Source organism: Pseudomonas sp. CK-NBRI-02 (assembly GCF_008124495.1).
GTDB lineage: Bacteria > Pseudomonadota > Gammaproteobacteria > Pseudomonadales > Pseudomonadaceae > Aquipseudomonas > Aquipseudomonas guariconensis.
On the sequence record NZ_VSJH01000015.1, the window covers coordinates 222556 to 248406 of the forward strand.

At 63.6% G+C, this 25851-nt stretch carries 25 protein-coding genes; 17 read left to right on the top strand and 8 right to left on the bottom strand.

Annotated elements, in window-relative coordinates; genetic code table 11:
- Positions 1-76 precede the first annotated feature (76 nt).
- Positions 77-457, bottom strand: a complete 381-nt coding sequence (locus DQ397_RS11980) for a RidA family protein (RefSeq protein ID WP_043213322.1) — start codon at positions 455-457, stop codon at positions 77-79.
- Between the two features lie 170 nt (positions 458-627).
- Here DQ397_RS11980 and DQ397_RS11985 point away from each other — a divergent pair, with 170 nt between their 5' ends.
- Entirely contained in the window at positions 628-1323 is a 696-nt protein-coding gene (locus DQ397_RS11985; protein WP_043213320.1) for a tRNA (adenine(22)-N(1))-methyltransferase TrmK, read from the top strand.
- A gap of 6 nt (positions 1324-1329) precedes the next feature.
- On the opposite strand, the gene DQ397_RS11990 is transcribed toward DQ397_RS11985, so the two are convergent.
- Positions 1330-1599, bottom strand: a complete 270-nt coding sequence (locus DQ397_RS11990) for a DUF2790 domain-containing protein (RefSeq protein ID WP_043213319.1) — start codon at positions 1597-1599, stop codon at positions 1330-1332.
- A 120-nt stretch (positions 1600-1719) separates the two neighbouring features.
- Here DQ397_RS11990 and DQ397_RS11995 point away from each other — a divergent pair, with 120 nt between their 5' ends.
- Entirely contained in the window at positions 1720-2649 is a 930-nt protein-coding gene (locus tag DQ397_RS11995) for a LysR family transcriptional regulator (RefSeq protein WP_043213317.1), read from the top strand.
- A 121-nt stretch (positions 2650-2770) separates the two neighbouring features.
- On the opposite strand, the gene DQ397_RS12000 is transcribed toward DQ397_RS11995, so the two are convergent.
- Together DQ397_RS12000 and DQ397_RS12005 are read right to left on the bottom strand one after the other, a co-directional pair.
- Positions 2771-3091: a hypothetical protein gene (locus DQ397_RS12000; protein WP_070573800.1), complete on the bottom strand. Its 321-nt coding sequence runs from the start codon at positions 3089-3091 to the stop codon at positions 2771-2773.
- A 145-nt stretch (positions 3092-3236) separates the two neighbouring features.
- Positions 3237-4541: an MFS transporter gene (locus tag DQ397_RS12005; protein WP_043210748.1), complete on the bottom strand. Its 1305-nt coding sequence runs from the start codon at positions 4539-4541 to the stop codon at positions 3237-3239.
- Between the two features lie 274 nt (positions 4542-4815).
- Here DQ397_RS12005 and DQ397_RS12010 point away from each other — a divergent pair, with 274 nt between their 5' ends.
- The 3 genes from DQ397_RS12010 to DQ397_RS12020 all read left to right on the top strand — a co-directional run bounded on the left by DQ397_RS12010 (position 4816) and on the right by DQ397_RS12020 (position 8418).
- Positions 4816-5691 carry an AEC family transporter gene (locus DQ397_RS12010; RefSeq protein WP_043210750.1) on the top strand — a complete coding sequence of 292 codons (876 nt, stop codon included), beginning with the start codon at positions 4816-4818 and terminating at the stop codon, positions 5689-5691.
- A 141-nt stretch (positions 5692-5832) separates the two neighbouring features.
- Positions 5833-6651, top strand: a complete 819-nt coding sequence (ppk2, locus tag DQ397_RS12015; RefSeq protein ID WP_043210753.1) for a polyphosphate kinase 2 — start codon at positions 5833-5835, stop codon at positions 6649-6651.
- A 12-nt stretch (positions 6652-6663) separates the two neighbouring features.
- Complete coding sequence (locus DQ397_RS12020; RefSeq protein WP_043210755.1) at positions 6664-8418, top strand: SulP family inorganic anion transporter; 1755 nt, start codon at positions 6664-6666, stop codon at positions 8416-8418.
- Positions 8419-8427: 9 nt separating this feature from the next.
- On the opposite strand, the gene DQ397_RS12025 is transcribed toward DQ397_RS12020, so the two are convergent.
- Positions 8428-9555 (bottom strand): HlyD family secretion protein, encoded by a 1128-nt coding sequence (locus DQ397_RS12025; RefSeq protein ID WP_043210758.1) that lies wholly within the window; start codon positions 9553-9555, stop codon positions 8428-8430.
- Positions 9555-11201, bottom strand: coding sequence for an MFS transporter (locus DQ397_RS12030; protein ID WP_043210760.1), 1647 nt, complete (start codon positions 11199-11201; stop codon positions 9555-9557). The genes DQ397_RS12025 and DQ397_RS12030 overlap by 1 nt, the downstream gene beginning before the upstream one ends.
- A gap of 201 nt (positions 11202-11402) precedes the next feature.
- On the opposite strand from DQ397_RS12030, the gene DQ397_RS12035 reads away from it, so the two are divergent.
- The 3 genes from DQ397_RS12035 to DQ397_RS12045 are packed head-to-tail and all read left to right on the top strand — an operon-like array spanning position 11403 to position 14836.
- Positions 11403-12506, top strand: a complete 1104-nt coding sequence (locus DQ397_RS12035; RefSeq protein WP_043210762.1) for a polyamine ABC transporter substrate-binding protein — start codon at positions 11403-11405, stop codon at positions 12504-12506.
- 36 nt (positions 12507-12542) lie between these two features.
- Complete coding sequence (locus tag DQ397_RS12040; protein ID WP_043210764.1) at positions 12543-13961, top strand: aminotransferase; 1419 nt, start codon at positions 12543-12545, stop codon at positions 13959-13961.
- 53 nt (positions 13962-14014) lie between these two features.
- Positions 14015-14836 (top strand): helix-turn-helix transcriptional regulator, encoded by an 822-nt coding sequence (locus tag DQ397_RS12045; RefSeq protein ID WP_080642099.1) that lies wholly within the window; start codon positions 14015-14017, stop codon positions 14834-14836.
- Positions 14837-14866: 30 nt separating this feature from the next.
- Here the strand turns inward: DQ397_RS12045 and DQ397_RS12050 are convergent, their stop codons facing one another.
- Positions 14867-16252 (bottom strand): aldehyde dehydrogenase family protein, encoded by a 1386-nt coding sequence (locus DQ397_RS12050; RefSeq protein WP_043210770.1) that lies wholly within the window; start codon positions 16250-16252, stop codon positions 14867-14869.
- 106 nt (positions 16253-16358) lie between these two features.
- Between DQ397_RS12050 and DQ397_RS12055 the strand changes: the two genes are divergently transcribed.
- The 4 genes from DQ397_RS12055 (at position 16359) to DQ397_RS12070 (ending at position 19510) form a co-directional block, all read left to right on the top strand.
- Positions 16359-17225, top strand: coding sequence for a LysR family transcriptional regulator (locus tag DQ397_RS12055; protein ID WP_043210773.1), 867 nt, complete (start codon positions 16359-16361; stop codon positions 17223-17225).
- A gap of 84 nt (positions 17226-17309) precedes the next feature.
- Complete coding sequence (locus DQ397_RS12060; RefSeq protein WP_043210775.1) at positions 17310-17753, top strand: hypothetical protein; 444 nt, start codon at positions 17310-17312, stop codon at positions 17751-17753.
- Positions 17754-17918: 165 nt separating this feature from the next.
- Positions 17919-18662: a phytanoyl-CoA dioxygenase family protein gene (locus DQ397_RS12065; protein ID WP_043210777.1), complete on the top strand. Its 744-nt coding sequence runs from the start codon at positions 17919-17921 to the stop codon at positions 18660-18662.
- Between the two features lie 386 nt (positions 18663-19048).
- Positions 19049-19510 carry an acyloxyacyl hydrolase gene (locus DQ397_RS12070; protein WP_371906675.1) on the top strand — a complete coding sequence of 154 codons (462 nt, stop codon included), beginning with the start codon at positions 19049-19051 and terminating at the stop codon, positions 19508-19510.
- A 188-nt stretch (positions 19511-19698) separates the two neighbouring features.
- On the opposite strand, the gene DQ397_RS12075 is transcribed toward DQ397_RS12070, so the two are convergent.
- On the bottom strand, positions 19699-20589 hold the full coding sequence (locus DQ397_RS12075; RefSeq protein ID WP_043210780.1) for a universal stress protein: 891 nt from the start codon (positions 20587-20589) through the stop codon (positions 19699-19701).
- A 177-nt stretch (positions 20590-20766) separates the two neighbouring features.
- Between DQ397_RS12075 and hisN the strand changes: the two genes are divergently transcribed.
- The 5 genes from hisN to benB all read left to right on the top strand — a co-directional run bounded on the left by hisN (position 20767) and on the right by benB (position 25827).
- Positions 20767-21558: a histidinol-phosphatase gene (hisN, locus tag DQ397_RS12080; protein ID WP_043210782.1), complete on the top strand. Its 792-nt coding sequence runs from the start codon at positions 20767-20769 to the stop codon at positions 21556-21558.
- A 278-nt stretch (positions 21559-21836) separates the two neighbouring features.
- Positions 21837-22568: a hypothetical protein gene (locus DQ397_RS12085; RefSeq protein WP_043210784.1), complete on the top strand. Its 732-nt coding sequence runs from the start codon at positions 21837-21839 to the stop codon at positions 22566-22568.
- Between the two features lie 302 nt (positions 22569-22870).
- Positions 22871-23827 (top strand): AraC family transcriptional regulator, encoded by a 957-nt coding sequence (locus tag DQ397_RS12090; RefSeq protein ID WP_043210786.1) that lies wholly within the window; start codon positions 22871-22873, stop codon positions 23825-23827.
- A 159-nt stretch (positions 23828-23986) separates the two neighbouring features.
- A complete protein-coding gene (gene benA / locus DQ397_RS12095; protein WP_043210865.1) occupies positions 23987-25345 on the top strand; it encodes a benzoate 1,2-dioxygenase large subunit in 1359 nt (452 codons plus the stop codon).
- The gene (gene benB / locus DQ397_RS12100; RefSeq protein ID WP_043210788.1) at positions 25342-25827 is read left to right on the top strand and encodes a benzoate 1,2-dioxygenase small subunit; all 486 of its coding nucleotides are present in this window, start codon (positions 25342-25344) and stop codon (positions 25825-25827) included. The genes benA and benB overlap by 4 nt, the downstream gene beginning before the upstream one ends.
- Positions 25828-25851 lie beyond the last annotated feature (24 nt).

Here is a 25851-nt window from a genome sequence, read left to right on the forward strand (position 1 = left end):
AAACCCGCTCCCACAGGGCCTGGCGCGACCCGTGTGGGAGGCAGGGCTTTAATGACGCCCGGCTTTGAGGACCGGCTCAGGCCTTGGCTGCCATTGCCGTGACTTCCACCCGCATCCCCTCGACCGCCAGGGCCGCCACGCCAACCGCCGCGCGCACAGGCCAAGGCTTGGCGAAGAAACGCTGGTACACCTCGTTGAACGCCGGGCGATCGGCCATGTCGGTCAGGTAGATGGTCAGGTGCAGTACGCGGTCCATGGAGCTGCCGGCGCGCTCCAGGGCGTCCTTGAGCGCTTGGAGTGTGCATTCGCTCTGCTCGACGATGCCGCCAAGCTCCAGGCTGCCGTCGGCGCGGGTCGGGATCTGGGTGGTGACCAGCAGGCCGCGAAAATCCGCGACGTCGGAGGAAATGGACTCCGGGTCCGGGTCCGGGATGAAGGTGATGTCTACGTTTGCCATGAGGGTATTTGCCTTGCAACGGAAGGAAACCAGCAAGCCTACGCGAGCGGCCCAGGCGGGTCGAGCGGTGGCTCTGGTCGGCGGTATTTGAAATGCCGGGCATTGCTCGTCAGAATCGCGCCCCGAACCGGCCACTGGCGCCGGTCGATTGATGCGAAAAGGGGCAAGGGTTGAACGAACAGACATTGTCGATGCGCCTGGAGCGCGTGGCCGCCCATGTGCCGGCTGGGGCACGCCTGGCCGATATCGGCTCAGACCACGGCTACCTGCCGGTGGCGCTGATGCTGCGTGGCCGTATCGAAGCCGCCGTGGCCGGCGAGGCGGCGATGACGCCGTTTCGCTCGGCCCAGCGCAAGGTGCGCAAGAACGGCCTGGAGCAGGCGATCACCGTGCGCCTGGCCGACGGTCTGGAAGCCATCGAGCCACAGGATCGCATCGACGCCATCAGCCTGTGTGGCATGGGCGGGGAGAAGATCCGCGAGATCCTCGAGCGGGGCAAGCATCGCCTGAGCGGCAAGGAGCGGTTGATCCTGCAGCCGAACGTGCGTGAAGGCACCCTGCGCGAGTGGTTGATGGAAAACGACTACCGTATCGTTTGCGAGGAGTTGCTTGAGGAAAACGGGTTCACCTACGAGATCATCGTGGCCGAACCGTGTCAGGCGGTAGCGTACTCCCCAGAGGAGTTGTATTTCGGGCCGTTGTTGATGCAGGAGCGCAGCCCTGCGTTTCTGGCCAAATGGGGCCTGAACCTGCAACGCAAGCAGCGGGTCATGGCCCACTTCGCCCGTGCCCGGCAGGCGGTGCCGACACAAAAGGCCCAGGAAGTGGCTCGACAGGTGCGCTGGATCGAGCAGTTGCTGGCGTAATTCCTGTTACAGCTGCGAGCAGTTGCCCATTTCCCGGTAGTCGACCTTGTGGGTCTGGCCCTGGTGATCGATGTAGACCATATGGGCGGTGCCCACCGCGCAATCGGCCGCATTGCTCGCCGGGGTGATGGAAATCACCTTGGCCACATCCAAGGGCATCCCGTATTCATAGGTCTCGCTGGTGGCCGCTACGGGCTGGCTGTTGGCAGGATCGGCGACGGCACCGAACGAAGCCAGAGCGGCGAACAAGGTGAAGAAGGCGATCGAAGGTTTCATGGCGATGTTCTCGTTTGGCGTTGACTCATGATGTGTTTCTTGGGTATCGCCAATAAAGACTCTGATCCGTGATAGATTCCTGCCTCGAATGCACGAATAGGTCACAGGGAAAGACACATCATGGACATGCTGCACGCCATGCGAACCTTCGCCCGGGTTGTGGAATGCGGCAGTTTCGCCGCCGCCGCCAACGCCCTGGACATTTCTGCCGCACAGGTGTCGAGGATCGTCGCGGAACTGGAAAACCAGCTGCAGACCCGCCTGCTGCACCGCACCACCCGGCGTCTGCGCATGAGCGAGGCGGGCGAGCGGTTCCTCGAGCGCTCGCGGCAGATCATGCTGCTGACCGAAGAAGCCATGGACGAGGCACGCGGAGCCCACCTCACCCCCCGTGGTCGATTGCGCCTGCATTGCACTCATGGTCTGGGGCTGTTGATGATGCCGCTGGTGGCCCGCTACAACGCCACCTGCCCGGAAGTGGTCATGGAACTCACGTTGTCCCAGCGCAACCCGGACCCGCTGGCGGACGGCCAGGACGTGGTGATCGCCATCGGCCAGGGCCTGCCGGACTCGCAACTGATCGCCATCCCCCTGGGCAGCATCCACAGCATTCTCTGCGCTTCGCCCGATTACCTGGCACGTCATGGCGTGCCTCAGCGCCCGGAAGACCTGCACCAACATGTGTGCCTGCGCACAGTGGACCCGTTGTTCGAGGAGGACTGGTCGTTCGAAGGGGCAGACCCTTGCGTGATCGTGCCCCAGGACACCTTCCTGACCAATGTGGCAGACGCCATGCTCAAGGCGACGGAGCTTGGCATGGGCATCGGCCTGTTGCCGTATTACTCAGCTACCCAGGCCATCGAGCAAGGCCGCCTGTGCCGATTGCTCGCGCCCCATCGGCTGCGTCAGCGGGAGATCTATGCGATCTACCCGTCGCGGCATTACCTGGACGCCAAGGTCCGCACCTGGCTGGATTTTCTCAAGGAGCAGTTGCCGGTGTTGTTCCAGGCCCATGAACAGGTGGTGGACGACCCGCGCTACTGGCGGTGACCCTTGCGGAGCGGCCTGAGGTGGCCTCTTGGCGGTTGAACCCCCCACACGATCCAGGTCAGCACCTCATGCCATCCTCGGGTTTGGCCCCGCATCTATTCCAGGCCAATCCAACGTCTGCTCAGCGGCTGTCCTGATCCTCGGCGGCACCGCCCGAGGCGCCTGCACCGGTGCCGGTGGCCTCGCCGGTGTTATTGGAGCCTCCGGTAGTGCCGTCGGGCACGTCAGAGCTGGAGTTGGTATCGGTGCTGTCGTTATCGCGGGTGCTATCAGGGTCGTTGACGCTGTTGCCTTGGCTCCCGGTGGTGCCTTGGGAATGCTCACCGGAGGAATGGTCGGCCTTGGGGTGGGTGTCGGTGCCGTTCATATCGGTGGCGGCCAGGCTGGCAGTGGTGGTCAGGCCCAGGCACAGGGCGAGGAACAGGGGCTGGAAACGAACCATGGCGAATCTCCTGTCGGGATGATTGTCCTGCGTTCGGCCATGGGAGACGGGGCAGGGTGCCCTTCAGGCGACGGATGGTAAGGGGAGAAGGGATAAGTGGGAGCTTCGGCCTGACACTCCCACAGGGCCTTGCCCGGTCAGCCCATCAGGAGGAGGGTTCTGTGCGCGACGACGGGGTCTCGCCGTTCGCTGTCTCGCCCATCGGCGGATGCTCCTGGGCCGCATGCATCAGCTCCTCGGTCACCCGCAGCTCGGCGCCGGTGGGCGAAAAGGTGGCCGTCGGCGCGAAGGGCGCGGGATGTTCCGGGGCCGGGCGCTTGCCGCGGCGCCACAGGAAGAAACCCACCATCGCCAGGTTGATCACCGCAAAGGCCCAGAACAGCCCCGTCTCGCCGTAGACGTTCATCACCGGAGAGATCGCCAGCGGGGCCATCGACGAGCCCAGCGAGTTGATCAGCAGCAGGCCTTGGATCATGGGCACCAGCGCATCGGCTGGGGCACGGTCGGCCGCGCTGCTGACCGCCACCGGGTACAAGGCGAATACGCCGCCGCCGAGCAAGAACAGCATCGCTGGCAACCACTGCGACTCAGCCGGCAGCAGAACGATCACCACCGACAGCACGGTGCACATCGCCGCCAGGGCGACCAGCACGCTTTGCCGGTCCTTGCGGTCCGACCAACGCCCAACAGGATATTGCAGCAACATGGCGCCGAGGATCACCCAGGCCATCATGTTGCCCACCTCGCCTACGTCCAGGCCGATGCGTTGCAGGTACAGCGGCAGCAGGGCGTAGATCCCGGCGATGGCCACGCCCGAGCCAAAGCAGCCGACCAAGCCGGTCGGGGCGATGCCCAGGAGCTGGCGCGGTTTGAGCGGTTCGACCTGATCGAGCAGTGGCGAGACCCGCGGCAGAATCACGATCGGCAGCACCGACAGGGTGGCGAGCATGCCGGCGACCATGAACGGTGCGGTCTCGCCCCAGCCGGTGACTTCGCCCAGCGTCGCCTGGGCCAGGACCCCGGCGCCGTAGAAGGCGATCATGTACAGCGCCAGCAGACGGCCACGTATCTTTGGATCGCCGGCCAGCAGCAGCCAGCTCTCGATGACCAGGAACACACCGACCGCAGCCCAGCCGTTGATCAGGCGCAAAGCGAACCACCAGGTGGTGTCGTAGAACAGGCCCTGCAGCAGGATGGTCGCGGCGATCAGCGAGGCGAAGCTGGTGTAGGCACGAATATGACCAATGCGCAGGATCAACCGGTCGTTGAAGATCGCCCCGAGTGTCAGGCCGATGAAGTAGGCCGACGAGACGATGCCGATCATGGTGGCCGATTCGCCGGCCGAGCCCAGGCGCAACGTGGTGAGGGAGGACAGGAAGCCGTTGCCCAGGGCAATGATGAACAGCCCGAGCAGGGGTGCCAGCGCCATGGCCAGCAAACGCGGAGACATAGTTACCTCTAGTTGGAAAACGCCGAAAGTATGCCTTTTCGGTGGGCGCAAGGGCTGCGCGGGTATGCCTGGCTGTCGGTGCGAGCGAGGTGCGGCTCAACCGTCTGCAATGACGGCATGGCCGGGGGCGAAAAGGAGGCGCGATTCTAAAGCCTGGGCGGTGGCCGGGCCCTGCGACCAGAAGCCGCACCGGACCGGGTATAGGCCAACGCGTTTTCACCGTTCTGGGAGGAAAACCGCATAATGTCGCTTCGACTTCTGGGGGATCCGCTTCATGCTGGCTTCGCTGTTCGCCGTCCTGGCGCCTGTCTTCATCGTTGCCGGCATCGGCTATGGCTGGGCCCGCCGTGGTCTGGACTACCCCACCGAATTCATCGCCCGCATCGTCATGACGGTCGGCACCCCATCACTGGTGCTCTCGACCCTCAGCCGCACGCAACTGGACCCCGCAGCCTTCACCAGCATGGCCGTCGCGTGCGTGCTGTGCATGTTGGGCATGGCGCTGGCCGGGTTTCTCGTCAGCCGCGCTTCGGGCCAGCATTGGCGCGTGCTGATGCCGGCATTCATGTTCCCCAACACCGGCAACATGGGCTTGCCGATCAGCCTGTACGCCTTCGGCGAACATGGCCTGGCGCTGGCGGTGGCGTTCTTTCTGACCTTGTCGATCTTCCAGTTCACCTTAGGCATCGCCATGTCCGGGGCCAGCGCGTCGTTCAAGGCCCTGCTGCGCAACCCGATCGTGATCAGCCTGGCCGGGGCCCTGCCGATCATCTTCCTGGACCTGGAGCTGCCGCGCTGGCTGGCCAACACCGCGGACCTGCTCGGCGGCATGACCATCCCCTTGATGTTGCTCACCTTGGGCGTGTCCCTGGCCAGCATCCGCCTGCACCACGTGGGCAGTGGCCTGTTACTGGGTGGTCTGCGCATCGCGCTGGGGGCGGCAGTGGGGTGGGGCGTGGGTACTGCGCTGGGCCTGGAATCGTTGGAGCGTGCGGTGCTGGTGGTGCAGTCTTCCATGCCGGTGGCGGTGTTCAACTATCTGTTGGCGGTGCGCGCCAACCGGTCACCCGAACAGGTAGCCAACCTGGTGATGTGCTCGACGGTGCTGTCTTTCGCCTGGTTGCCAGCGGTGTTGGCCTGGTGGCTATAAGCCCCGGCTGCGGCATCCTGTCCTGCCCACAGGCAAAGTGCCATGGCTCATCCATACTCCACTGACCTGCCGCACTCAAGCGCCAGGCTCAGGCGTCTCGGCGCTGCCGGGACAACCAACGGTTTGCGAGGGGAGTAGGCGATGGCCAAGGCTGTGAACAAGAAGCACAAGGACGAGCTGCCGGAGAAACTGGGACGCAAAACCTACGAACAAGAGCTCAAGCGCCTGCATGTGGAACTGGTCAAACTCCAGCAGTGGGTGGTGGCCAAAGAGCTCAAGGTGTGCGTGGTCTTCGAGGGGCGCGACGGCGCCGGCAAGGGCGGGACGATCAAGGCACTCACTGAACGGGTCAGCCCTCGCGTCTTTCGTGTGGTGGCGCTACCGGCGCCGACCGAGCGCGAGAAAACCCAGATCTATGCCCAGCGCTACCTGACCCACTTGCCGGCAGCCGGCGAGGTGGTGATCTTCGACCGCAGTTGGTACAACCGCGCCGGCGTCGAACGGGTGATGGGCTTTTGCACCGAAGAGCAGGCGCACAAGTTTCTCGCCGTGGTGCCGCTGTTCGAGCGGATGATGGTCGACTCGGGGATCATCCTGATCAAATACTGGCTGGAGGTGAGCGCCGAGGAGCAGACCCGCCGCTTGCAAGATCGCATCAACGATGGCCGCAAGCTGTGGAAGCTCTCGCCCATGGACATCAAGTCCTACACCCGATGGGACGATTACACCCGCGCCCGCGACGATATGTTCGCAGCCTCCGATTCGTCCTGGGCACCGTGGTTCATGGCGCGCTCCGAAGACAAGCGCAAGGCGCGACTGAACATCATCAGCCACTTCCTGCAGCAGATCCCTTACCAGGACCTGAGTGCCAAGCAGAAGATCGCCCTGCCCAAGCGCGGCAAGATCGGCAAGTACAAGGCGGTGCCGTACCCGTTCAAGATGGTCTCCGAGCGATACTGAGGCCAGGCGGGCATGGACACCTCGACACCACCGCCAAAGCCCTTGGCCTATGCGGCGCAGCCGGTCGACCGTGGCTTGCAGCGCTGGATACCGGGCTTGCGCGTGGTACGTCAGTACCCGATGGCATGGCTGCCCAAGGACTTGGTCGCAGGGCTGGTGCTCACCGCCATGCTGGTGCCGGTCGGCATCGCCTATGCGCAGGCGTCCGGCGTACCGGGCATCCACGGCCTGTACGCGACGATCGTGCCCTTGCTGGCCTACGCCCTGTTCGGGCCCAGCCGCATCCTGGTGCTGGGCCCAGACTCGGCGCTGGTGCCGATCATCCTGGCCGTGGTGTTGCCCTTGGCGGCGGGCGACCCGGGGCGGGCGGTCACCCTGGCAGCGGCCATGGCGCTGGTATCGGGGCTGATCTGCATCGGCGCGGGCCTGTTGCGCCTGGGCTTCATCACCGAGCTGCTGTCCAAACCGATCCGTTATGGCTACATGAACGGCATCGCCTTGGCGGTGCTGGTCAGCCAGGCGCCCAAGTTGTTCGGCATCTCTGGGCAGAGCGCCGGGCCGCTGCGCGATACCCTGCAATTGGTCAACGCCCTGCTGGACGGCAAGGCCAACTGGCATGCCTTCGCCCTGGGGGCGGGTACGCTGGTGATCATTCTGCTGCTCAAGCGCTGGGAGCGCTTGCCGGGCATCCTGATCGCCGTAGTGGCCGCGACTGGGATCTGCGGGCTGATGGGCCTGGAAGCCGCCCACGCGGTGAAGGTGGTCGGGTCATTGCCCCAGGGCCTTCCAGGGTTCGCGTTGCCATTGATCGGTTTCAACGACCTGGCCACCGTGGCCATCGGTGGCGCGGCGGTGGCGTTGGTGTCGTTTGCCGACACCAGCGTGCTGTCGCGCACCTACGCCGCCAAGACCCGCGCCCAGGTCGACCCGAACCAGGAAATGGTCGGGCTGGGGCTGGCCAACCTGGCGTCGGGGTTCTTCCAGGGCATTCCCATCAGCAGCAGTTCGTCCCGCACGCCGGTGGCCGAGGCAGCGGGGGCGCGCAGTCAGCTGGCGGGTGTGTTCGGCGCCCTGGGCGTGGCGGCGTTGCTGTTGTTTGCGCCTGATCTGTTGCGCCACCTGCCGCAAAGCGCCCTGGCGGCGGTGGTGATCGCCGCGGCTATCGGGTTGTTCGAGTTCAAGGACCTGGCGCGGATCTACCGCATCCAACGTTGGGAGTTCTGGCTGTCCATCACCTGCTTCGTCGGGGTGGCGGTGTTTGGTGCGGTGCCGGGCATCGGCCTTGCGGTGGTCATCGCGGTGATCGAGTTTCTCTGGGACGGCTGGCGGCCGCACTATGCGGTGCTGGGCCGGGTCGATGGCATCCGCGGCTACCACGATGTGTCCCGCTACCCCGATGCACGCCGGGTGCCGGGCCTGGTGCTGTTTCGCTGGGATGCGCCGCTGTTCTTCGCCAATGCCGAACTGTTCCAGCGCTGCGTGCTGGAAGCTGTCGCCCGGTCGGACGGCGAGGTGCGGCGGGTGGTGGTCGCGGCGGAACCGGTGACCAGCGTGGACGTTACCTCCGCCGACATGCTCGTGGAACTTGAGCAGACCCTGCGCGAGGCCGGTGTGGAGCTGCATTTTGCCGAGGTCAAGGACCCGGTGAGGGACAAGCTGCTGCGCCTGGAGGTGCTGAGCCACATCGGCAGCGACATCTTCCAGCCCACGGTGGGCGCCGCGGTGGACACCTACTTGCAGGACCACGCTGTGGACTGGACACCTTGAGCAAGCGCATCACTGGCGGGTATCGATGCTCACCACCACTGACATCCCTGGCCGCAGCCGCTTGGCATCCGGCTGGTCGGGATCGACGGTGATGCGCACTGGAATGCGCTGGGCAATCTTCACGAAGTTGCCGGTGGCGTTGTCGGCCTGCAACAGGGCGAACTCGGAGCCTGTGGCCGGCGAGATCTGTTGCACTTGCCCCCGCAGCTCGAGGTGGTCGAGCGCATCGACGGTGAAGGTGGCCGGTTGACCGATGCGCACGTGGGCCATCTGGGTTTCCTTCATGTTGGCGATGACCCACAGCGTGTCGGGCACCAGCGCCATCAACTGTGCCCCTGAGTTGACATAGGCGCCCAGGCGCGTACCGATCTGCCCCAGCTGACCGTCGCGCGGCGCGGTCACGCGGGTGTTGTCCAGGTCGATGCGGGCCAGCTCCACCGAGGCCTTGGCGTTTGCCACGGCCGCTTCCAGGGCTGCGCGGTTGACGACCACGGTTTCTTTATCCTGCCGGGCGATTTCCAGTGCCGCCTTGGCCTGTTCCAGGTTGGCGACTGCGCCAGCGTGGGTGGCACGGCTCAGGTCCAGTTCCCGGCGAGACACCGAGCCATCGCTGACCAGTGCCTGGTTGCGGCGCAGGTCCGCCTGGGCCTTGTCGGCCTGGGCGGTGGCATCGAGGATGGCGGCCTCGCGCTGGATGATGGCCGCCTCTGCACTCTTGCGCTGTTGCAGGTTGTTGGCCAGCGCCGCCTGTTGCTGTTGCAGTTGAGCGATGGCTTGAGCCAGACGCTGGGTGTAGATGCGATCATCCAGGCGCACCAGCAAATCGCCGCGTTTGACGAACTGGAAGTCGTGCACCGGCACCTCGACGATATAGCCGGGCAGTTGTGGGCCGATGATCGTCACCTGGCCACGGACCAGGGCGTTCTCGGTGCTTTCGATGGCGCTGCTGAACGGCGGCAGGCGCCAGGCATAGAGCACCAGCAGGATGCCGGCCAGCGCCACGCAGGCGAAGCTGAGTGAGGAAAGCAGGCGCACACGGCGCGTGCGGGTCTGATCGCCCGGCCCGCTGGGCGGGGCGGTGCCCTCCGGGGTTTCGGCGATGGCGGTGGTGGTCGTGGACTGGGTGGGTTGGGTCATCAGGTCGAAGCGCCACTGGAGGTGTCGGGGGAGGCCATCGGCTGCGCCGCGCGGCGCAGCCAGTAGCTGCGTATCAGAATCCAGATCATCGTCGCCACGGCAATGGCGCCGATGAGCATGAATACATCGTTGTACGCCAGGATATTGGCCTCGCGGGTCGCCGCACTGGCCAACAGACGCGTGCCGACTTCGGTGCGCAAGGCGGGGTCGGCGATCAGGCCGGCGTAACCGGCACCGCCGCCCTGGACCCTGGCATTGACCAGCGGTTCGAGCGCACTCAGGCGCTCGACCAGGTTGCTGGAGTGGAACTTTTCCCGCGCGGTCTGGAAGGTGCCGAGCAACGCTGCACCGATCAGCCCGCCGAGGTTGTTGCAGATCCCGAACATCACCGAGAAGCTCACCAGGTTGCGCGGGTTGGCCCGTACGTGACTGATGCCCAGGGCCATGGATGGGCCGAGGAAGAACGTGCTGCCGAAGGCCAGCAGGAACTGGCTCAGGTACATCTGCTCGGGCCGGGTCAGGTTGCTGGAACTCGAATCCATGAAGGCCCCGGTGGCCATCGCCGCCAGCGAGATGAACAGCGGTGTGACCAGGTGCGCTGGGTTGATGGTCAGGGCGCTGGTGGCAAGGCCCGTGGCTGCGCCCAGCAGCATGATCCAGTACAGGCTGCGCATCTGCTCGCTGCTCATGTTCAGGGCCTGCAGAAAGCCCACCGCGCCGGTGGATTGCTCGGACGTGACCATGCGGATCAGCACCACGCACAAGGCCAATCGCACCACCGCGCCACTGCCCAGCCAGCGCGTCATCAACAACGGGTTGGTGCGGTTGTGCTCGATGGCAAGGCCCGAGCACACCAGGGCGATGGAAGACGCCAGGGCCACGCCGATCCAGGGCGCCTCAAGCCACCAGTCGATGCGCCCGAGCGAAAGCACGGCGCAGAGCAGGGCGGTGCCGCTGGCCATCAGCGAGAAGGTCAGAAAATCCAAAGGTTCGAAGGTCTTGAAGCGATCGCCCGGTGGCAATTTGAGCTGCAGCACGCAACCCAGCGCGGCCAGCGCCAGGCCGAGTTCGAACATGTAGAGGCCCCGCCACTCGGCGATTTGCAACAGGTCTTCGGAAAACACCCGGGCCAGGGGCACCGCCAGTTGCGAGGCGCCAAGGCCCAACACCATGGCCTTGAGTCGCCATTGGGCGGGGAAGGCCTGGATCATGTAGTAAAGACCCAACGAGCTCAGGGCCGCACCGACCATGCCGTGGGCGGCGCGCACCGCTATGGCCGAGTTCAGGTCGTTGACGAACAAATGGGCGAAGGTGACCAGGGCGTAGAGCACCAGGAACACTTCGGTGAAGGCACGCAGGCCGAACTGCTGACGAAACTTCACCAGCAGCAGGTTCATCGAGACGTTGGTCATCACGAACGCGGCGGGCAGCCAGGCCATCTCGGCGCTGGTCGCGCCCAGGGCACCTTGTAGGAAGGACAGATTGGCCGTGACCAGGGCATTGCCCAGGCCACCGGTGATCGCCACCAAAAGACCGACCGCGCCATAGGCCAGGCGTTTGCCGGGTGCGTGCAGGGGGGTGGAGGGTGAACCTGGCAGGCTGGGCTTTTCGTGGGGGAGCCACTGGCGCGGCGTGTATTTGTCCATGAGTGATGCAGCCCTTGGTCGCTTGGAAAAACTCTACGCGACTCGCGGTGGGAATGAAAATACCGGTGCCACGCCTGCGATGGGCCGCGCAGCGCCCCCAGAATCCAGGTGACCCACACATTCGGGGTATGTTCCCCTTCGCCGATTGTCCCGATAGTAGGTCCACCGGCTCATCCCGAGCAGTCACACGATGGAGTTGCTATGGGCAAGGCACTGAAGGTGATTGGCAGTCTGTTGCTGACGTGCGCCGCTACCGCCACGCAAGCGGCGCAAGAGGACACCAGCAAGACGCTGCGGTTGTACAACTGGACCGACTATATCGGCGAAACCACCCTGGCCGATTTCGAGAAGGCCACAGGCATCAAGGTGATCTACGACACTTTCGATGGCTATGAGACCGTGCAGACCAAGTTGCTCACCGGCCGCTCTGGCTACGATCTGGTCATGCTCAATGCCTCCCTGGTGCCGCCCTTGATCCAGGCGGGGGTGTTCCAGCCTCTGGACAAGCGTCAATTGCCCAGTTGGCACAACCTCGACGCCAAGGTGGTCGATGAGCTGCAAGGCTACGACCCAGGCTTGAAGTACTCGGCGCCTTACACCTGGGGCAGCTCCGGGGTGACCTACAACGTCGAGAAGATCAAGGCACGCATGCCCGACGCGCCGATCGGCTCGCTGGCCATGCTGTTCGATCCCAAGATCGTCTCGCGCTTCGCCGATTGCGGTGTCACCTTGATGGACGCGCCCAGCGAAGTCATACCGCTGGCCCTGCAATACCTGGGCAAGGACCCGCACAGCGCCGCACCCGCTGACCTGAAGGCCGCCGAGACGCTGCTGATGGGCATCCGCCCCTACATCAAGAAGTTCGATTCGGTGAACTACCTCACCAGTTTGCCCAACGGGGATGTCTGCATGGCCCTGACCTGGTCCGGTGACTACGCCACCGCTCAGGCCCGTGCCGAAGAGGCGAAAAAGAACATCACCTTGGATTTCTTCATTCCCAAGGAAGGCTCGCTGATCTGGTTCGACAACCTCTACCTGCCCAAGGACGCGCCCCACGTGGCCAATGCGCACCGTTTCATCGAGTTCCTGCTGCAGCCGCAAACCATGGCCAAGGTGACCAATTACATTCACTACGCCAACAGCAATGGCGCCGCCACGGCCTTGGTGCAGGCGGACATCCGCGACAACCCGGCCATCTACCCCGACGACGCTACCCGTGGCCGGCTGTTTGCCCAGAAGACCCAAGCCCCTCGGGACATGCGTGCCATCACCCGGGTGTGGAGCACGGTCAAGACCGGCTACTGAGTTCTTTTTCTTCGTATTCTGCCAAGGAGCTGCCCTATGGCCATGCCCAGCAAAGCATTCGCTTCGACACCTGCCCAGGACGCATTGGTTGAGGCCGACAAGGCCCACTACATGCACGGCTATCACATGTTCGACGAGCACCGTGAGCAAGGCGCGTTGAACATCGTGGCCGGGGAGGGCGCCTATATCCGCGACACCGAGGGCAACCGCTTCCTCGATGCCGTGGGCGGCATGTGGTGCACCAACATCGGCCTGGGCCGTGAGGAAATGGCCCTGGCCATCGCCGACCAGGTGCGCAAGCTGGCCTATTCCAACCCGTTCTCCGATATGGCCAACGACGTGGCCATCGCGCTGAGCCAGAAGCTTGCCCAGCTGGCGCCCGGCGACCTGAACCATGTGTTTCTCACCACCGGCGGCTCGACCGCGGTGGACACCGCCTACCGGCTGATCCAGTACTACCAGAACTGCCGTGGCAAGCCGAACAAGAAGCACATCATCGCCCGCTACAACGCCTACCACGGCTCCACCACCCTGACCATGTCGATCGGCAACAAGGCCGCCGACCGGGTGCCGGAGTTCGATTACGCACACCCGCTGATTCACCATGTCTCCAACCCCAACCCTTACCGCGCCCCGGATGACATGGACCAGGCCGAGTTTCTCGACTTCCTGGTGGCCGAGTTCGAGGACAAGATCCTCTCGCTGGGCCCGGACAACGTCGCGGCCTTTTTCGCCGAGCCGATCATGGGCTCAGGTGGGGTGATCATCCCGCCCGAAGGCTACTTCCTGCGCATGTGGCAACTGTGCCAGACCTACGACATCCTGTTCGTCGCCGACGAAGTGGTGACCTCCTTCGGGCGCCTGGGCACCTTCTTCGCCAGCGAGGAGCTGTTCGGCGTGCAACCGGACATCATCACCACCGCCAAGGGCCTGACCTCGGCCTACCTGCCGCTGGGGGCATGCATCTTCTCCGAGCGGATCTGGCAGGTGATCGCCGAGCCAGGCAAAGGCCGCTGCTTCACCCACGGCTTCACCTACAGCGGCCACCCGGTGTGCTGTACCGCAGCATTGAAGAACATCGAGATCATCGAGCGCGAGCGTCTGCTGGACCACGTCAATGACGTGGGTGGCTACCTGGAGCAGCGCTTGGCTAGCCTGTGCGACCTGCCGTTGGTGGGGGATGTGCGCTGCCTGAAACTGATGGCCTGTGTCGAGTTCGTGGCCGACAAAGCCAGCAAGGCGCTGTTCGACGACGCGGTGAACATCGGCGAGCGCATCCACCGCAAAGCCCAGGCCAAGGGGCTGCTGGTGCGGCCGATCATGCACCTGAACGTGATGTCGCCACCGCTGGTGATCACCCATGCCCAGGTCGACGAGATCGTCGAGATCCTGCGCCAATGCATACTCGACACCGCCCAGGAGCTGCGCAGCGAAGGGCTGTATCACGGCCAATGACCCACCTGAGACAGGCTGTGCGCGAGCATGTCCGGCAGGCTAGACTGCCGGGCATGACCCAGCCTACCCCCGACACGCCCATCACCCTGACCTTCGGCGCCCTGCAGCAGTGGCATGCAGCCTTGCAGCACGCTTTCGCCCACAGCGACACGCCCGATGCCCTGGCCCACCTGGCCGCCGCTATCGGCCAACTGGTTTGCGTGGAGTCGATGATGATCAGCCTGGAATGCCGGGGGCGGGCGCCGCGCTTGCTGTACCAGCAGGGTATTCCCGAATGCCATCGCGATGCGGTGCTCAATCGCTATTTTGCCGCAGGCTACCTGCTCGACCCGTTCTGCCTGGCGGTGGAGAACGGGCTGGCTGAAGGCTTCTATCACCTGGAAGACATCGCGCCGGACAACTTCTTCGACAGCGACTACTACAAGGCCTACTACCTAGGTACCGGCTGCAGCGAAGACAGTTACTTCATCGCCGATATCGCCGAGGACCGCAAAGTCTCGCTGAGCCTGTTCCAAGGCTGCAGCGGCACACGCCTTAGCGCTGCGCAGCTGGACGTGCTGCGGGCGGTGGAGCCGATGGTGCGTGAGCTGCTGGGGCGCTATGCCCGCGCGCATCTGCTGGAAGCCCCGCACGCCGCCGAGCCGGGCGGTTTGCAGGCAGCGTTCGACAGCTTTGGCTGCCAGGTTCTCACCGACCGGGAGCGCGAGGTGGCACACATGATCCTGCGTGGACACTCGGTGAAATCCACGGCCATCGAGTTGGGCATCTCGCCGGAAACGGTCCGCATGCACCGCAAGAACCTTTACCTCAAACTCGAGATCAACTCCCAATCGGAGCTGTTCGCCCGCTTCATCGACTGGTTGCGCCGGGGCTGAACCGGCGCAACCCAAGGGAACGGCAAAGGATCAGTTGCGATCCAGCCACACCGTCTGCACGTTACAGAACTCGCGCACGCCGAAGTGCGACAGTTCGCGGCCGAAACCGCTCTTCTTCACACCGCCAAAGGCTACACGGGGGTCGGAGGCGCAGTAGCCGTTGATGAACACGCCGCCGGTGTCCAGGGCGGCCGTCATGCGCTCGGCCAAGGCGAGGTCGGCGGTGTAGATGGTCGAGGCCAGGCCGAACTCGCTGTCGTTGGCCAGTTCTACCGCATGCTCGGCATCCTTGGCGGTGATGATCGCCGCGACAGGGCCGAACAGCTCCTGCTTGAAGGCGGTCATCTCGGGGGTAACGTCGCCGAACACAGTGGGTGCATAGTAGTTGCCTACGCCTTCGATCTTGTTGCCGCCGAGCAGCAAAGTGGCGCCTTCGGCCAGGGTCGCCTGGACTTGGCCGTCGAGTTCGTCACGCAAGTCGAAGCGGGCCATGGGGCCGATGTAGGTGTCGTCGTCCTGTGGGTTGCCGATCTTCAGCTGCCGGGTGGCCTCGACGAACTTGCGGGTGAATGCCTCGACGACGCCTTGTTCGACGATCATGCGCTTGGCGGCAGCGCAGACCTGGCCTGTGTTCTGGTAACGGCCGATCACGGCCGCCTTGACCGCCGCATCCAGGTCGGCGTCGGCCAGGACGATGAACGGGTCCGATCCGCCCAGTTCCAGCACGCATTTTTTCAGCGCCGCACCTGCCTGGGCACCGATGGCCATACCGGCACGTACGCTGCCGGTGAGGGTGACGGCGGCAATGCGCGGGTCATTGATGGCTCGGGTGACGCCTTCTGGGGTCACGTTGACCACTTCGAACACGCCCTCGGGTAGCCCGGCCTGCTTGAAGGCGTCGAGCAGCAGGTAGGCACTGCCCATCACGTTCGGCGCGTGCTTGAGGACATAGGTATTGCCGGCCAGCAAGGCAGGCACCGCGCCGCGCAGGACCTGCCAGATCGGGAAGTTCCACGGCATCACCGCCAGAATCGGGCCCATCGGACGGTATTCGATGCGGGCTTTTTCGATCTGGGTGGGTTCTGGCGCGAGCATGGCCGGACCGTGTTCGGCGTACCACTGGCACAGGCCGATGCACTTGGTGACTTCGCCGCGGGCTTGGGTGATCGGCTTACCGATCTCGCGGGTGATCATGTGGGCGAAGGCTTCATGATTGGCTTGCAGGGCATCTGCCAAGGCGAGCAGGTATTCGCTGCGCTGACCCAGCGACACCTGGCGCCACTGGCCAAAGCCTTTCTTGGCGCGTTGCAGCGCCGCTTCCAGTGCGGCGTCGGTGTCGAAGGGGTAATGGCCGATCCGCTCACCGCTATGCGGGTCGACGGAAATGGCATGGGTCAGGCTGCTGATCTCGCTCATGGCGGGCTCCTCGTTGTTGTATCCGACTGGCGCCCAGACTAGTGGTGTGTGGTTTTAATGAAAACTGAATAATAATGAGCGAAACATTCACGAATGGAGAAAGACCGTGGACCTGGTGCAACTGGAAATCTTCAAGGCCGTGGCCGAGCACGGCAGCATCAGCGCTGCGGCGCAGCAGATCCATCGCGTCCCCTCGAACCTGACCACGCGCATCAAGCAGCTGGAGGAGGACCTGGGCGTGGAGCTGTTCATCCGCGAGAAAAGCCGGTTGCGGCTGTCGCCGGCGGGCTGGAACTTTCTCGAATACACGCGGCGCATCCTCGACCTGGTACATGAGGCGCGCCTGACCGTAGCTGGCGAGGACCCCCAGGGCACTTTTGCCCTCGGGTCGCTGGAGAGCACCGCGGCGGTGCGCATTCCAGGGCTGCTGGCGGCCTATAACCAGCGCTTTCCCAAGGTCGACCTGGACCTGTCCACCGGGCCGTCGGGCACCATGCTCGAGGGAGTGCTGTCCGGGCGCCTGGTGGCGGCGTTCGTCGACGGCCCGGTGCTGCACCCGACCTTGGAAGGCATGCCGGTGTTCGAGGAGGAAATGGTCATCATCGCACCGCTCAACCATGCCCCGGTGGGCAGGGCCCGGGATGTGAACGGCGAGAGCATCTATGCCTTCCGGGCCAACTGCTCCTATCGGCATCACTTCGAGAACTGGTTCGTCCAGGACCAGGCGGTGCCGGGCAAGATCCATGAGATGGAGTCCTACCATGGCATGCTGGCCTGCGTCAGCGCCGGGGCCGGCCTGGCCCTGATGCCGCGCAGCATGCTCGACAGCATGCCGGGATGCAGCACGGTGAGCGTCTGGCCGTTGTCCGAGGATTTTCGCTACCTCAAGACCTGGCTGGTGTGGCGCCGAGGAACGGTCTCGCGCAGCCTGAGCATGTTCGTCAAGCTGCTGGAGGAGCGGCGCGCGGCCTGACCGACGGCTGTCCTCTGCTCGAACACCCCTGGCCCTATGGCGTCGAACATTGTGTAGACCATCCCTCGCAGGGAGGAATGCACCATGCGCAAACATCATTACGGGCTATGCGCCGCCTTGCTGGTGGCCATGGCCTTGCCTTGGACCCTTGCGGCCGCTGCCGACCTGAATGCGCCAATCGATCCGCAAGCGGTGCAACTGCAACCGCAAGAGCAAAACGGCGTGCGCTACCTGCAAGGCGGGATCGGCCAGGATGAAGCCAATGCCTTGCGTCGCACCCCTGGCTATGACCTGCATGTCACCTTGTCTGTGGGCCCGGAGGGCAAGTTCCAGAGCGGCGCAACGGTGGATATCCAGAACGCCCAAGGCCAGCAGGTCCTGGCGTTGCAGGACGTCGGCCCGCTGTTGTTCGTGCAACTGCCGCCAGGGCAATACCGGGTCACCGGCAATGCCGACGGCCAAACCGTGCAGCAGCAGGTGAGCGTGAGCGGCAAATCCCCCGCCAATGTGAGTTTGCACTGGCGGTAAAACGTCCCTGAATACCCGGGAGTACATCTGTACTCCTGTCGGATCCAGACCACAGGCCTGATCGTTGCTTCCTGCATGAGGTACCGATCGGGCCTATATTTTTTTGAACGATCTTGATTCCGCGTCCTTCTGATATTTCAGCAGAGCGCCTGCCGGAGCATGGCCATGAACCTGGAAACTCAGTTGAAATCGCTGGATGAATACGGCTACGTGCTGATTCCGGGCGTCCTGGAGCCATTGCGCATTGCCTTGCTGCGTTGTGCCATCGACGACCTGCAGCCACTTCACTGGGACTACCAAGGCCTGTTGGAACACTACAAATGTGTGTTCAACCGCAATCCGCTGTGGTTGTCGTTTCTGGATCTTCCGCCCTTGATCGATCTGGCCGAGGCCGTCCTGGGACAGGATTGTCATGTGATTGGCCAGACCGCCTGGCGCAGTCATCCCGGTTACCCCGGCATGGAGCTGCACCTGGATTACCTGCCCATCGAGTTGCCGGACTGGATCCGCGCTCGGAAGGACTACAGCCAGCCAGTCCAGATTCTCACCGCGCAGTTGTACTTGTGCGATATCGATGAGTCTGTTGGCCCGACCCGGGTCGTACCGGGCAGCCATTTCGCCGGTCGCTCGCCCCAGGAGGGCGAGGACAGCTGGCAGGGGCAAGGTGCCAGGGATGTGCTGTGTCACGCCGGCGACGCGTTGGTGTTTCGCAGTGACCTGTGGCATGGCGGGGGTGCCAACCATAGCGCCGCAATGCGCGACATGCTGCAAGTGCACTACGGCCGGCGCATGGTTGCGCAGAAGTTCTCACCCTACTTGGCCTGGCACTTCAACCCTGAAGTGCTGGAAGAAGCGACGCCCAGGCAGCGGCGCTTATTGGGGGAACACGAGGAGTCGGTGTATGACTGAGCGGGGGGCGACAGCATTAGCGAGAGGGAAAATCGTCAGCATGTTTAAAGTATTTCTGAGCGACCTTCGGACGCTGGGATATTAGATTCCGTGCGACATGCTCAATTGTTTACAAATATGCAACAGAGTGTTTTATCAACAAGCGGCAAATAGCCTTTCAACTTTTTGTTGGGTTGGCCGATAATCCAAAAAGTATTGCGTCTTGTAACTTGGTTGGATGCACCCGGTTCAGGGCACTAAGAAGGAGGGGCATAAGCCCCCAATCTGGAATCAAGCTGGCAGGCATTGCGCTGGCTTGTCCGTGAAGACCATCAGGAGATTCATAGATGAAAACCCGTCTCGCCGCTTCGCTGGCTGCCGCCGTCCTGGCTTTCGCCGGCGCCAACATGGCCCAGGCCGCACAAGTGTCTGGTGCCGTTGGCGCCACCGGCCAAGGCGATATGACCTACCGTATCGGCCTTTCCTTCGACTGGGACAAGAAGTGGTTCGAAAGCAACACTGGCCACCTGACCGGTTACTGGGATGCGGCCTACACCTATTGGGAAGGCGGCGAGGCCAGCGGCGCACACTCGCTGTCGTTCAGCCCGGTGTTCGTCTATGAGTTCAGCGGCTTTACCTACACCCCCTTCATCGAAGCCGGTATAGGTCTTGCGGCATTTTCCAAGACCGATGTGGGCGATCAGCGCCTGGGCTCTTCGGTCAACTTCGAAGACCGCATCGGCTTTGGCCTGAAGTTGCCGGCCGAACAGAAGATCGGTGTACGCGCAATGCACTATTCCAACGCCGGTCTCAAGCAGCCGAACGACGGCATCGAGTCCTACTCGCTGTACTACAGCAAGGGCTTCTGATACCCGTTGAGTGAGAGTGCGGCTGTCGGAGCGCTAGGCTTTGCCTGGCACCGGCTGCGCCGGTGTTCGCGGGTAAACCCGCTCCTGCAGGGATCACCGCCAATCCTGTGGGGGTGGGTTTACCCGCGAATTGGCCAGCGCAGGCTCGCGAGACAACGGCTTCTGCACGCCTGCGACGTCTCTGCATGTCAGCGCACCGCCTTGATCGCCAGCACATTGCACAACGGATGCTCCACCACATGGGCGGTGGTGCCGCCGAGGAAGGTCTGCATCGCATCGTGACGATGGCTGCCCATGACGATCACGTCGATTCGGCTATGGCTGACGAACTGGGCAATCGCGCGCGTGGCCGGCCCCTCCAGAAAGTGTCGACGCTCAAGATCGATCTGATGGTGATCGCCCAGACGGTTGAAAGCGGCGCGTTGGGCCGTGCGCACGCTACCGTCAAAGCCTGGCATGGTCACCGTGCCGGCGCCGAAGTCGGCGATGTGGGTCTTGGCCGCGTCGCACACATGCAGCAGGTGCAGTTCGGCGTTGCACTGCAGGGCCAGGGCATGGGCGCAGCGGATGACCTGTTCATCCAGATGCTCGCCTGCGCCATGGCAGTTCAGATCGACCGCGGCGGCGATCTGCCGGGGCAGGGGCAGACGGATGTCGCTGACCAGGTGCACGGCGACAGGGCTGTCCTTGAGCAGTTGCCAGTCCAACGGCGTCACCAGCAGGCGCTTGAGCACCGGTTCGTGCTGAACGTCCTTGATCAAAAGATCGCATCCCAGGCGCTCCACTTGTTCCAACACACTGCCCAGCGGGTCGCGAGTCAGTAGCAGCTCGGTGGACACATCCAGCCCGGCGTTGCGCAGCTGTTCGACTTCGTCGGCCAGCCACTGGCGGTTGTGCTCGAGCAGCCGCTCACGCTCGCGGGTATCGCTCATCAAGCCAAAGGTGTCGACATCGTCAACGAACACGTTGATATCCAGCAGTGCGCCGCTGGATTCGGCCAGCGCCGCGGCCCTCTGTAGGGCGGGTGTATGGCGCATCTGCGGGCCGAGCATCACGAACAATCGCTTGAACTGGCTCATCTCATACCTCCACGTGTGGCGGCCCCCAAACCGCCCGTGCCGGTTTACGCGCCAAGCGGCGCCCAAGTTCCTTTCTCAGTCTAGACCTTGGTGGCTGGTAGGCCTTGTGTCGATGCCTCCGGTGCCCGGCGACTGGGGTATGATGCGAGCCTTTTCTCCTACATCGAGGCCCGATCCATGTCCCTGAGCGTTGAACAGATTGGCGAATTCCGCGCCTTCGCCGAGCAGTTGGCCGATGCCGCCGCTGCGGCGATAAAGCCGTATTTCCGTGCAAGCCTGGACGTCGAGGACAAGGGCGGACGCCTGTACGACCCGGTCACCGTGGCCGACAAGGCCGCCGAAGAGGCCATGCGTGAGCTGATCCAGGCGCGTTATCCGGCCCATGGCATCCTCGGTGAAGAGCAAGGTGTGGCCAAGGGCAGCAGCCCATTGACCTGGGTGCTCGACCCGATCGACGGCACTCGCGCATTCATCACCGGCCTGCCGCTGTGGGGCACGCTGATCGCCCTGAACGACGGCGAACGTCCGGTGGTCGGGGTGATGAACCAGCCGTTCACCGGCGAGCGCTTCGTCGGCACCCCGGAGGGCGCCTGGCGCAGCGGCACGCCGCTCAAGACCCGCGCTTGCGTCGACCTGGCATCGGCGACCTTGATGTGTACCACTCCGGACATGTTCGACACGCCCGCGCGCAAGGCGGCCTTCGAGGCGGTTGCCGGCAAGGCGCGGCTGATGCGTTATGGCGGTGACTGCTATGCCTACTGCATGCTGGCGTCGGGCTTTGTCGATGTCATCGTCGAAGCCAGCCTGCAGCCGTATGACGTGCAGGCGCTGATGCCGATCATCGAGGGCGCAGGCGGTGTGATCACTGCCTGGGACGGCACCTCGGCGCAGGATGGCGGTTGCGTGGTGGCTTGTGGCGATCCGGCGTTGCATGCCCGGGTTATCGAGATGCTGCGTCACGCCATGTGATCGCTTCGCGGGTGAACCCTCCACGGGGTGCTGCGGCGCTTTCAACAACGCGGCAGTCCCTGTAGAGCGGGATTACCGCGAACAGGCCATTGCAAGCAACACAAGACAGGTGCTGCCACGGCGCAGCGCTGTCTTTGAGTCTGCTGTTTGGCCTGTGAAGCGTCCCAGCACTACAAGCGTTTCGCTTACCCGCCGCACTTTTCTCCATTTGCACGCTCTATCGATGGCCAGGCTGAGCCGATGCCCGACCCAGCCGTTGATCCCAGACCCCGGTGCCGATGGTTGTTTCACTGCCCAGACTTTTATCCCGCCTGCTCCTGGCTGGCGCCCTGACGGCCCTGTGCGCCTGCACCCAGGAGCAGGGGCGCGATGTCCTCACCCAGCTCGGTGACGGCAAGCCCAGCGAGCTGTTCCAGACCAGTGTCGACCGCATGGCGACGATTGCCATGCGTGACAACCTGCAGAGCCTGTACTTGCTGATGAACAAGCTCTACCAGCGCAATCCCAACCAGTGGAAGCAATCGGGCTACCTCGACGCCGCTACCGCCGAGCGCCAGATCCGCCTGGCCATCGAGCAGCGCCAACCCTTGGCACAGCTTGGCAATCGGCGCGACCTGGCGGCCTTGAGCTACGCCTTGAGCCCGGAATTTCGCGGCGACCGGGTCGGCGCCTTCATCTACGCCATCGGCAGCATGCTGATCACCGCTCATGGCGGGCGCACCGAGTTCTACATGACCGACACCATCGACCCGCTGTTCGTCAACAACGCCGCCCGCAACATCGAGAAGGCCACCTGGATGCTGAGCCAGCGGCAGGACGCCAATGGCGTATTGTTGCTGTTTTCCAATGAAATCTCCGAAGAGGGCAGCAACCTGAGCTTTGCCGTGGAGTTCGGCAAGATCGTCGCGCGGTTGGACCTGTTGGCCCAGATGCTTGACGAACGCTACCGGCGGATCGGTCTGAACTATGCGCAAAGCTTGCTGTTGCTGAACTTCCTGCCGGTGCAGTAGCCGGCCTCTGAAGTCGACAAGGTCTGGCAACCTTCCGGGGGCGGGTTTACCCGCGTTGCGCTGTGCGATAACCGAACGCGTCTCGCTTGCGGGACGTTCGCTATCCGCACGTCGTTTGCTTAAGTCGCATTGCCCAAGGTCCCGCTTTTTGCTTAGTGTGTGGAGAGCACCACGCCGGTGGTCGCCTGCCTCCATGTTCCCTCCACCGGCTCGATAGACTGACCGTGAATGACCGTAACCACTGGCCCCAGTGCCCGTAGGACGCGGCGACCAGAACAATAACGAAGCCGAGTGCCTTGCCTATGGAAAGCCGCCTGTTGAGCGAGCGCAGCAGCGTGTTTCATCGCGCCGATCCTTATGTCGTGTCCGACTACGTCAACCGGCACGTGGGCCAGCACTGCATCGGCCTGTCCCGCACCACCCATCCCCAATCGAGCCTGAGCCACCGCAAGATGGCCGAGCTCGACCTGTGCCGCATCAGCTACGGCGGCAGCGTCAGGGTCACATCGCCGGCGCTGGAGACCATCTATCACCTGCAGATCCTGCTCAACGGCAATTGCCTGTGGCGAGGGCACCAGCGCGAGCATTACCTGGTGCCGGGCGAATTGCTGCTGATCAACCCGGACGAACCGGTGGACCTGACCTACTCGGAGGACTGCGAGAAGTTCATCCTCAAGGTGCCCACCCATCTGCTCGATTCGATCTGCGAGGAGCAACGCTGGCAGCGGCCCAGCGGCGGGGTGCGTTTCTTGCGCAACCACTACCGGCTGGAAGAACTCGACGGCTTCGTCAACCTGCTGTCGATGGTGTGCCATGAAGCCGAGGTGAGCGATTCGCTGCCCAGGGTACAGGGCCATTACAGCCAGATCGTCGCCAGCAAGCTGCTGACGCTGATGAGCACCAATGTCCAGCGCGAACCCTTGGGCGCGGCGGGTGCGAGCCTGGAGCGCATCCTCGAGCACATCGACCGCAACCTCAAGCACGAACTCACCGCCGAAGGCCTGGCCGAGCAGGCCTGCATGAGCCTGCGCTCGTTGTATGCGTTGTTCGACCGGCACCTGGGCACCACGCCCAAGCAGTACATCCGCCAGCGCAAGCTCGAGCAGGTGCATGCCTGCCTGCGCGACGCCAGCTGTTCGGTCCGCAATGTCACCGAACTGGCGATGGACTATGGCTTCCTGCACCTCGGTCGGTTCTCCGAGCACTACCGGCAGCGCTTTGGCGAGCTGCCATCGGAGACTCTCAAACGCCGCAATTGACCTGTGCTCGCGGGCTTGCCCGCGATTGCGCAAGCCCTGCACCCTGCGCACCGATCTGCCTGCACAAACTGGATAGCACTCTGCACGATCCGGATATTGCCCCCGCCGCCCAATCCCTAACCTGACCTGGCCTGAACAATAACAATGGAGACCCTGGCCATGTCCCTGGGATTCGACTACGTCAATGCCATGCTCGAGGACGATCGGGAAAAAGGTGTCTACCGCTGCAAGCGGGAGATGTTCACCGACCCGCGCCTGTTCGACCTGGAGATGAAACACATCTTCGAGGGCAACTGGATCTACCTGGCTCACGAAAGCCAGATTCCCGAGAAGAACGACTTCCTCACCCTGACCATGGGGCGCCAGCCGATCTTCATCGCGCGCAACAAGGACGGTGAGCTCAATGCCTTCCTCAATGCCTGCAGCCACCGCGGCGCCATGCTCTGCCGTCACAAGCGCGGCAACCGCTCAAGCTACACCTGCCCGTTCCACGGCTGGACCTTCAACAACAGCGGCAAGCTGCTCAAGGTCAAGGACCCGGCCAACGCCGGCTATCCCGACAGTTTCAACTGCGACGGCTCCCACGACCTGACCAAGGTCGCCCGCTTCGAGTCCTACCGTGGCTTCCTGTTCGGCAGCCTCAACGCGGACGTCAAACCGTTGAGTGAGCACCTGGGTGAGTCGGCCAAGATCATCGACATGATCGTCGACCAGTCCCCCGAAGGCCTGGAAGTGCTGCGCGGCTCGAGCTCCTACATCTATGAAGGCAACTGGAAGCTCACCGCCGAAAACGGTGCCGACGGCTACCACGTCAGCTCCGTGCACTGGAACTACGCCGCCACCCAGAACCAGCGCAAGCAGCGCGAGGCCGGGGAAGAGATCAAGACCATGAGCGCCGGCGCCTGGGCCAAGCAGGGTGGGGGGTTCTACTCCTTCGACCATGGCCACCTGCTGCTGTGGACCCGCTGGGCCAACCCTGAGGACCGTCCGGCCTACGAGCGCCGCGAGCAGCTGGCCGCCGATTTCGGTCAGGCCCGCGCCGACTGGATGATCGAGAACTCGCGCAACCTGTGCCTGTACCCCAACGTTTACCTGATGGATCAGTTCAGCTCGCAGATTCGTGTCGCCCGGCCGATTTCGGTGAACAAGACCGAGATCACCATCTACTGCATTGCGCCCAAGGGCGAAAGCGCCGAGGCGCGGGCCAAGCGCATCCGCCAGTACGAGGACTTCTTCAACGTCAGTGGCATGGCCACCCCGGACGACCTGGAAGAGTTCCGCTCCTGCCAGACCGGCTACGGCGCGGGCACCGGCTGGAACGACATGTCCCGGGGCGCGACTCATTGGGTGGAGGGCGCCGACGAGGCGGCCAAAGAAATCGAACTCAAGCCGTTGCTCTCGGGCGTGCGCACCGAGGATGAAGGCCTGTTCGTGCTGCAGCACAAGTATTGGCAGGACACCATGCTCAAGGCATTGGAGCAGGAACAGCGATTGATCCCTGTGGAGGCCGTGCAATGAGCATTTACGAGACCGTGCGCGACTTTCTCTACCGCGAAGCGCGCTACCTGGACGATGCCCAGTGGGACCAATGGCTGGAGCTGTACGCCGCCGATGCGACTTTCTGGATGCCTTCCTGGGACGATGACGACACGCTCACCGAAGACCCGCAGAGTGAAATCTCGCTGATCTGGTACGGCAACCGTGGCGGTCTTGAGGACCGGGTGTTCCGCATCAAGACCGAGCGCTCCAGCGCCACGGTGCCCGACACCCGCACCTCGCACAACATCAGCAACATCGAGATCGTCGAGCAGGGCGATGGCCAATGCCAGGTGCGCTTCAACTGGCACACCTTGAGCTTTCGCTACAAGACCACCGACAGCTATTTCGGCACCAGCTTCTACACCCTCGATCTGCGCGGCGAGCAGCCGCTGATCCTGGCCAAGAAGGTGGTCCTGAAGAACGACTACGTCCGTCAGGTCATCGACATCTACCACATCTGATTTCAGGTCACGGCGAGGGCCGTT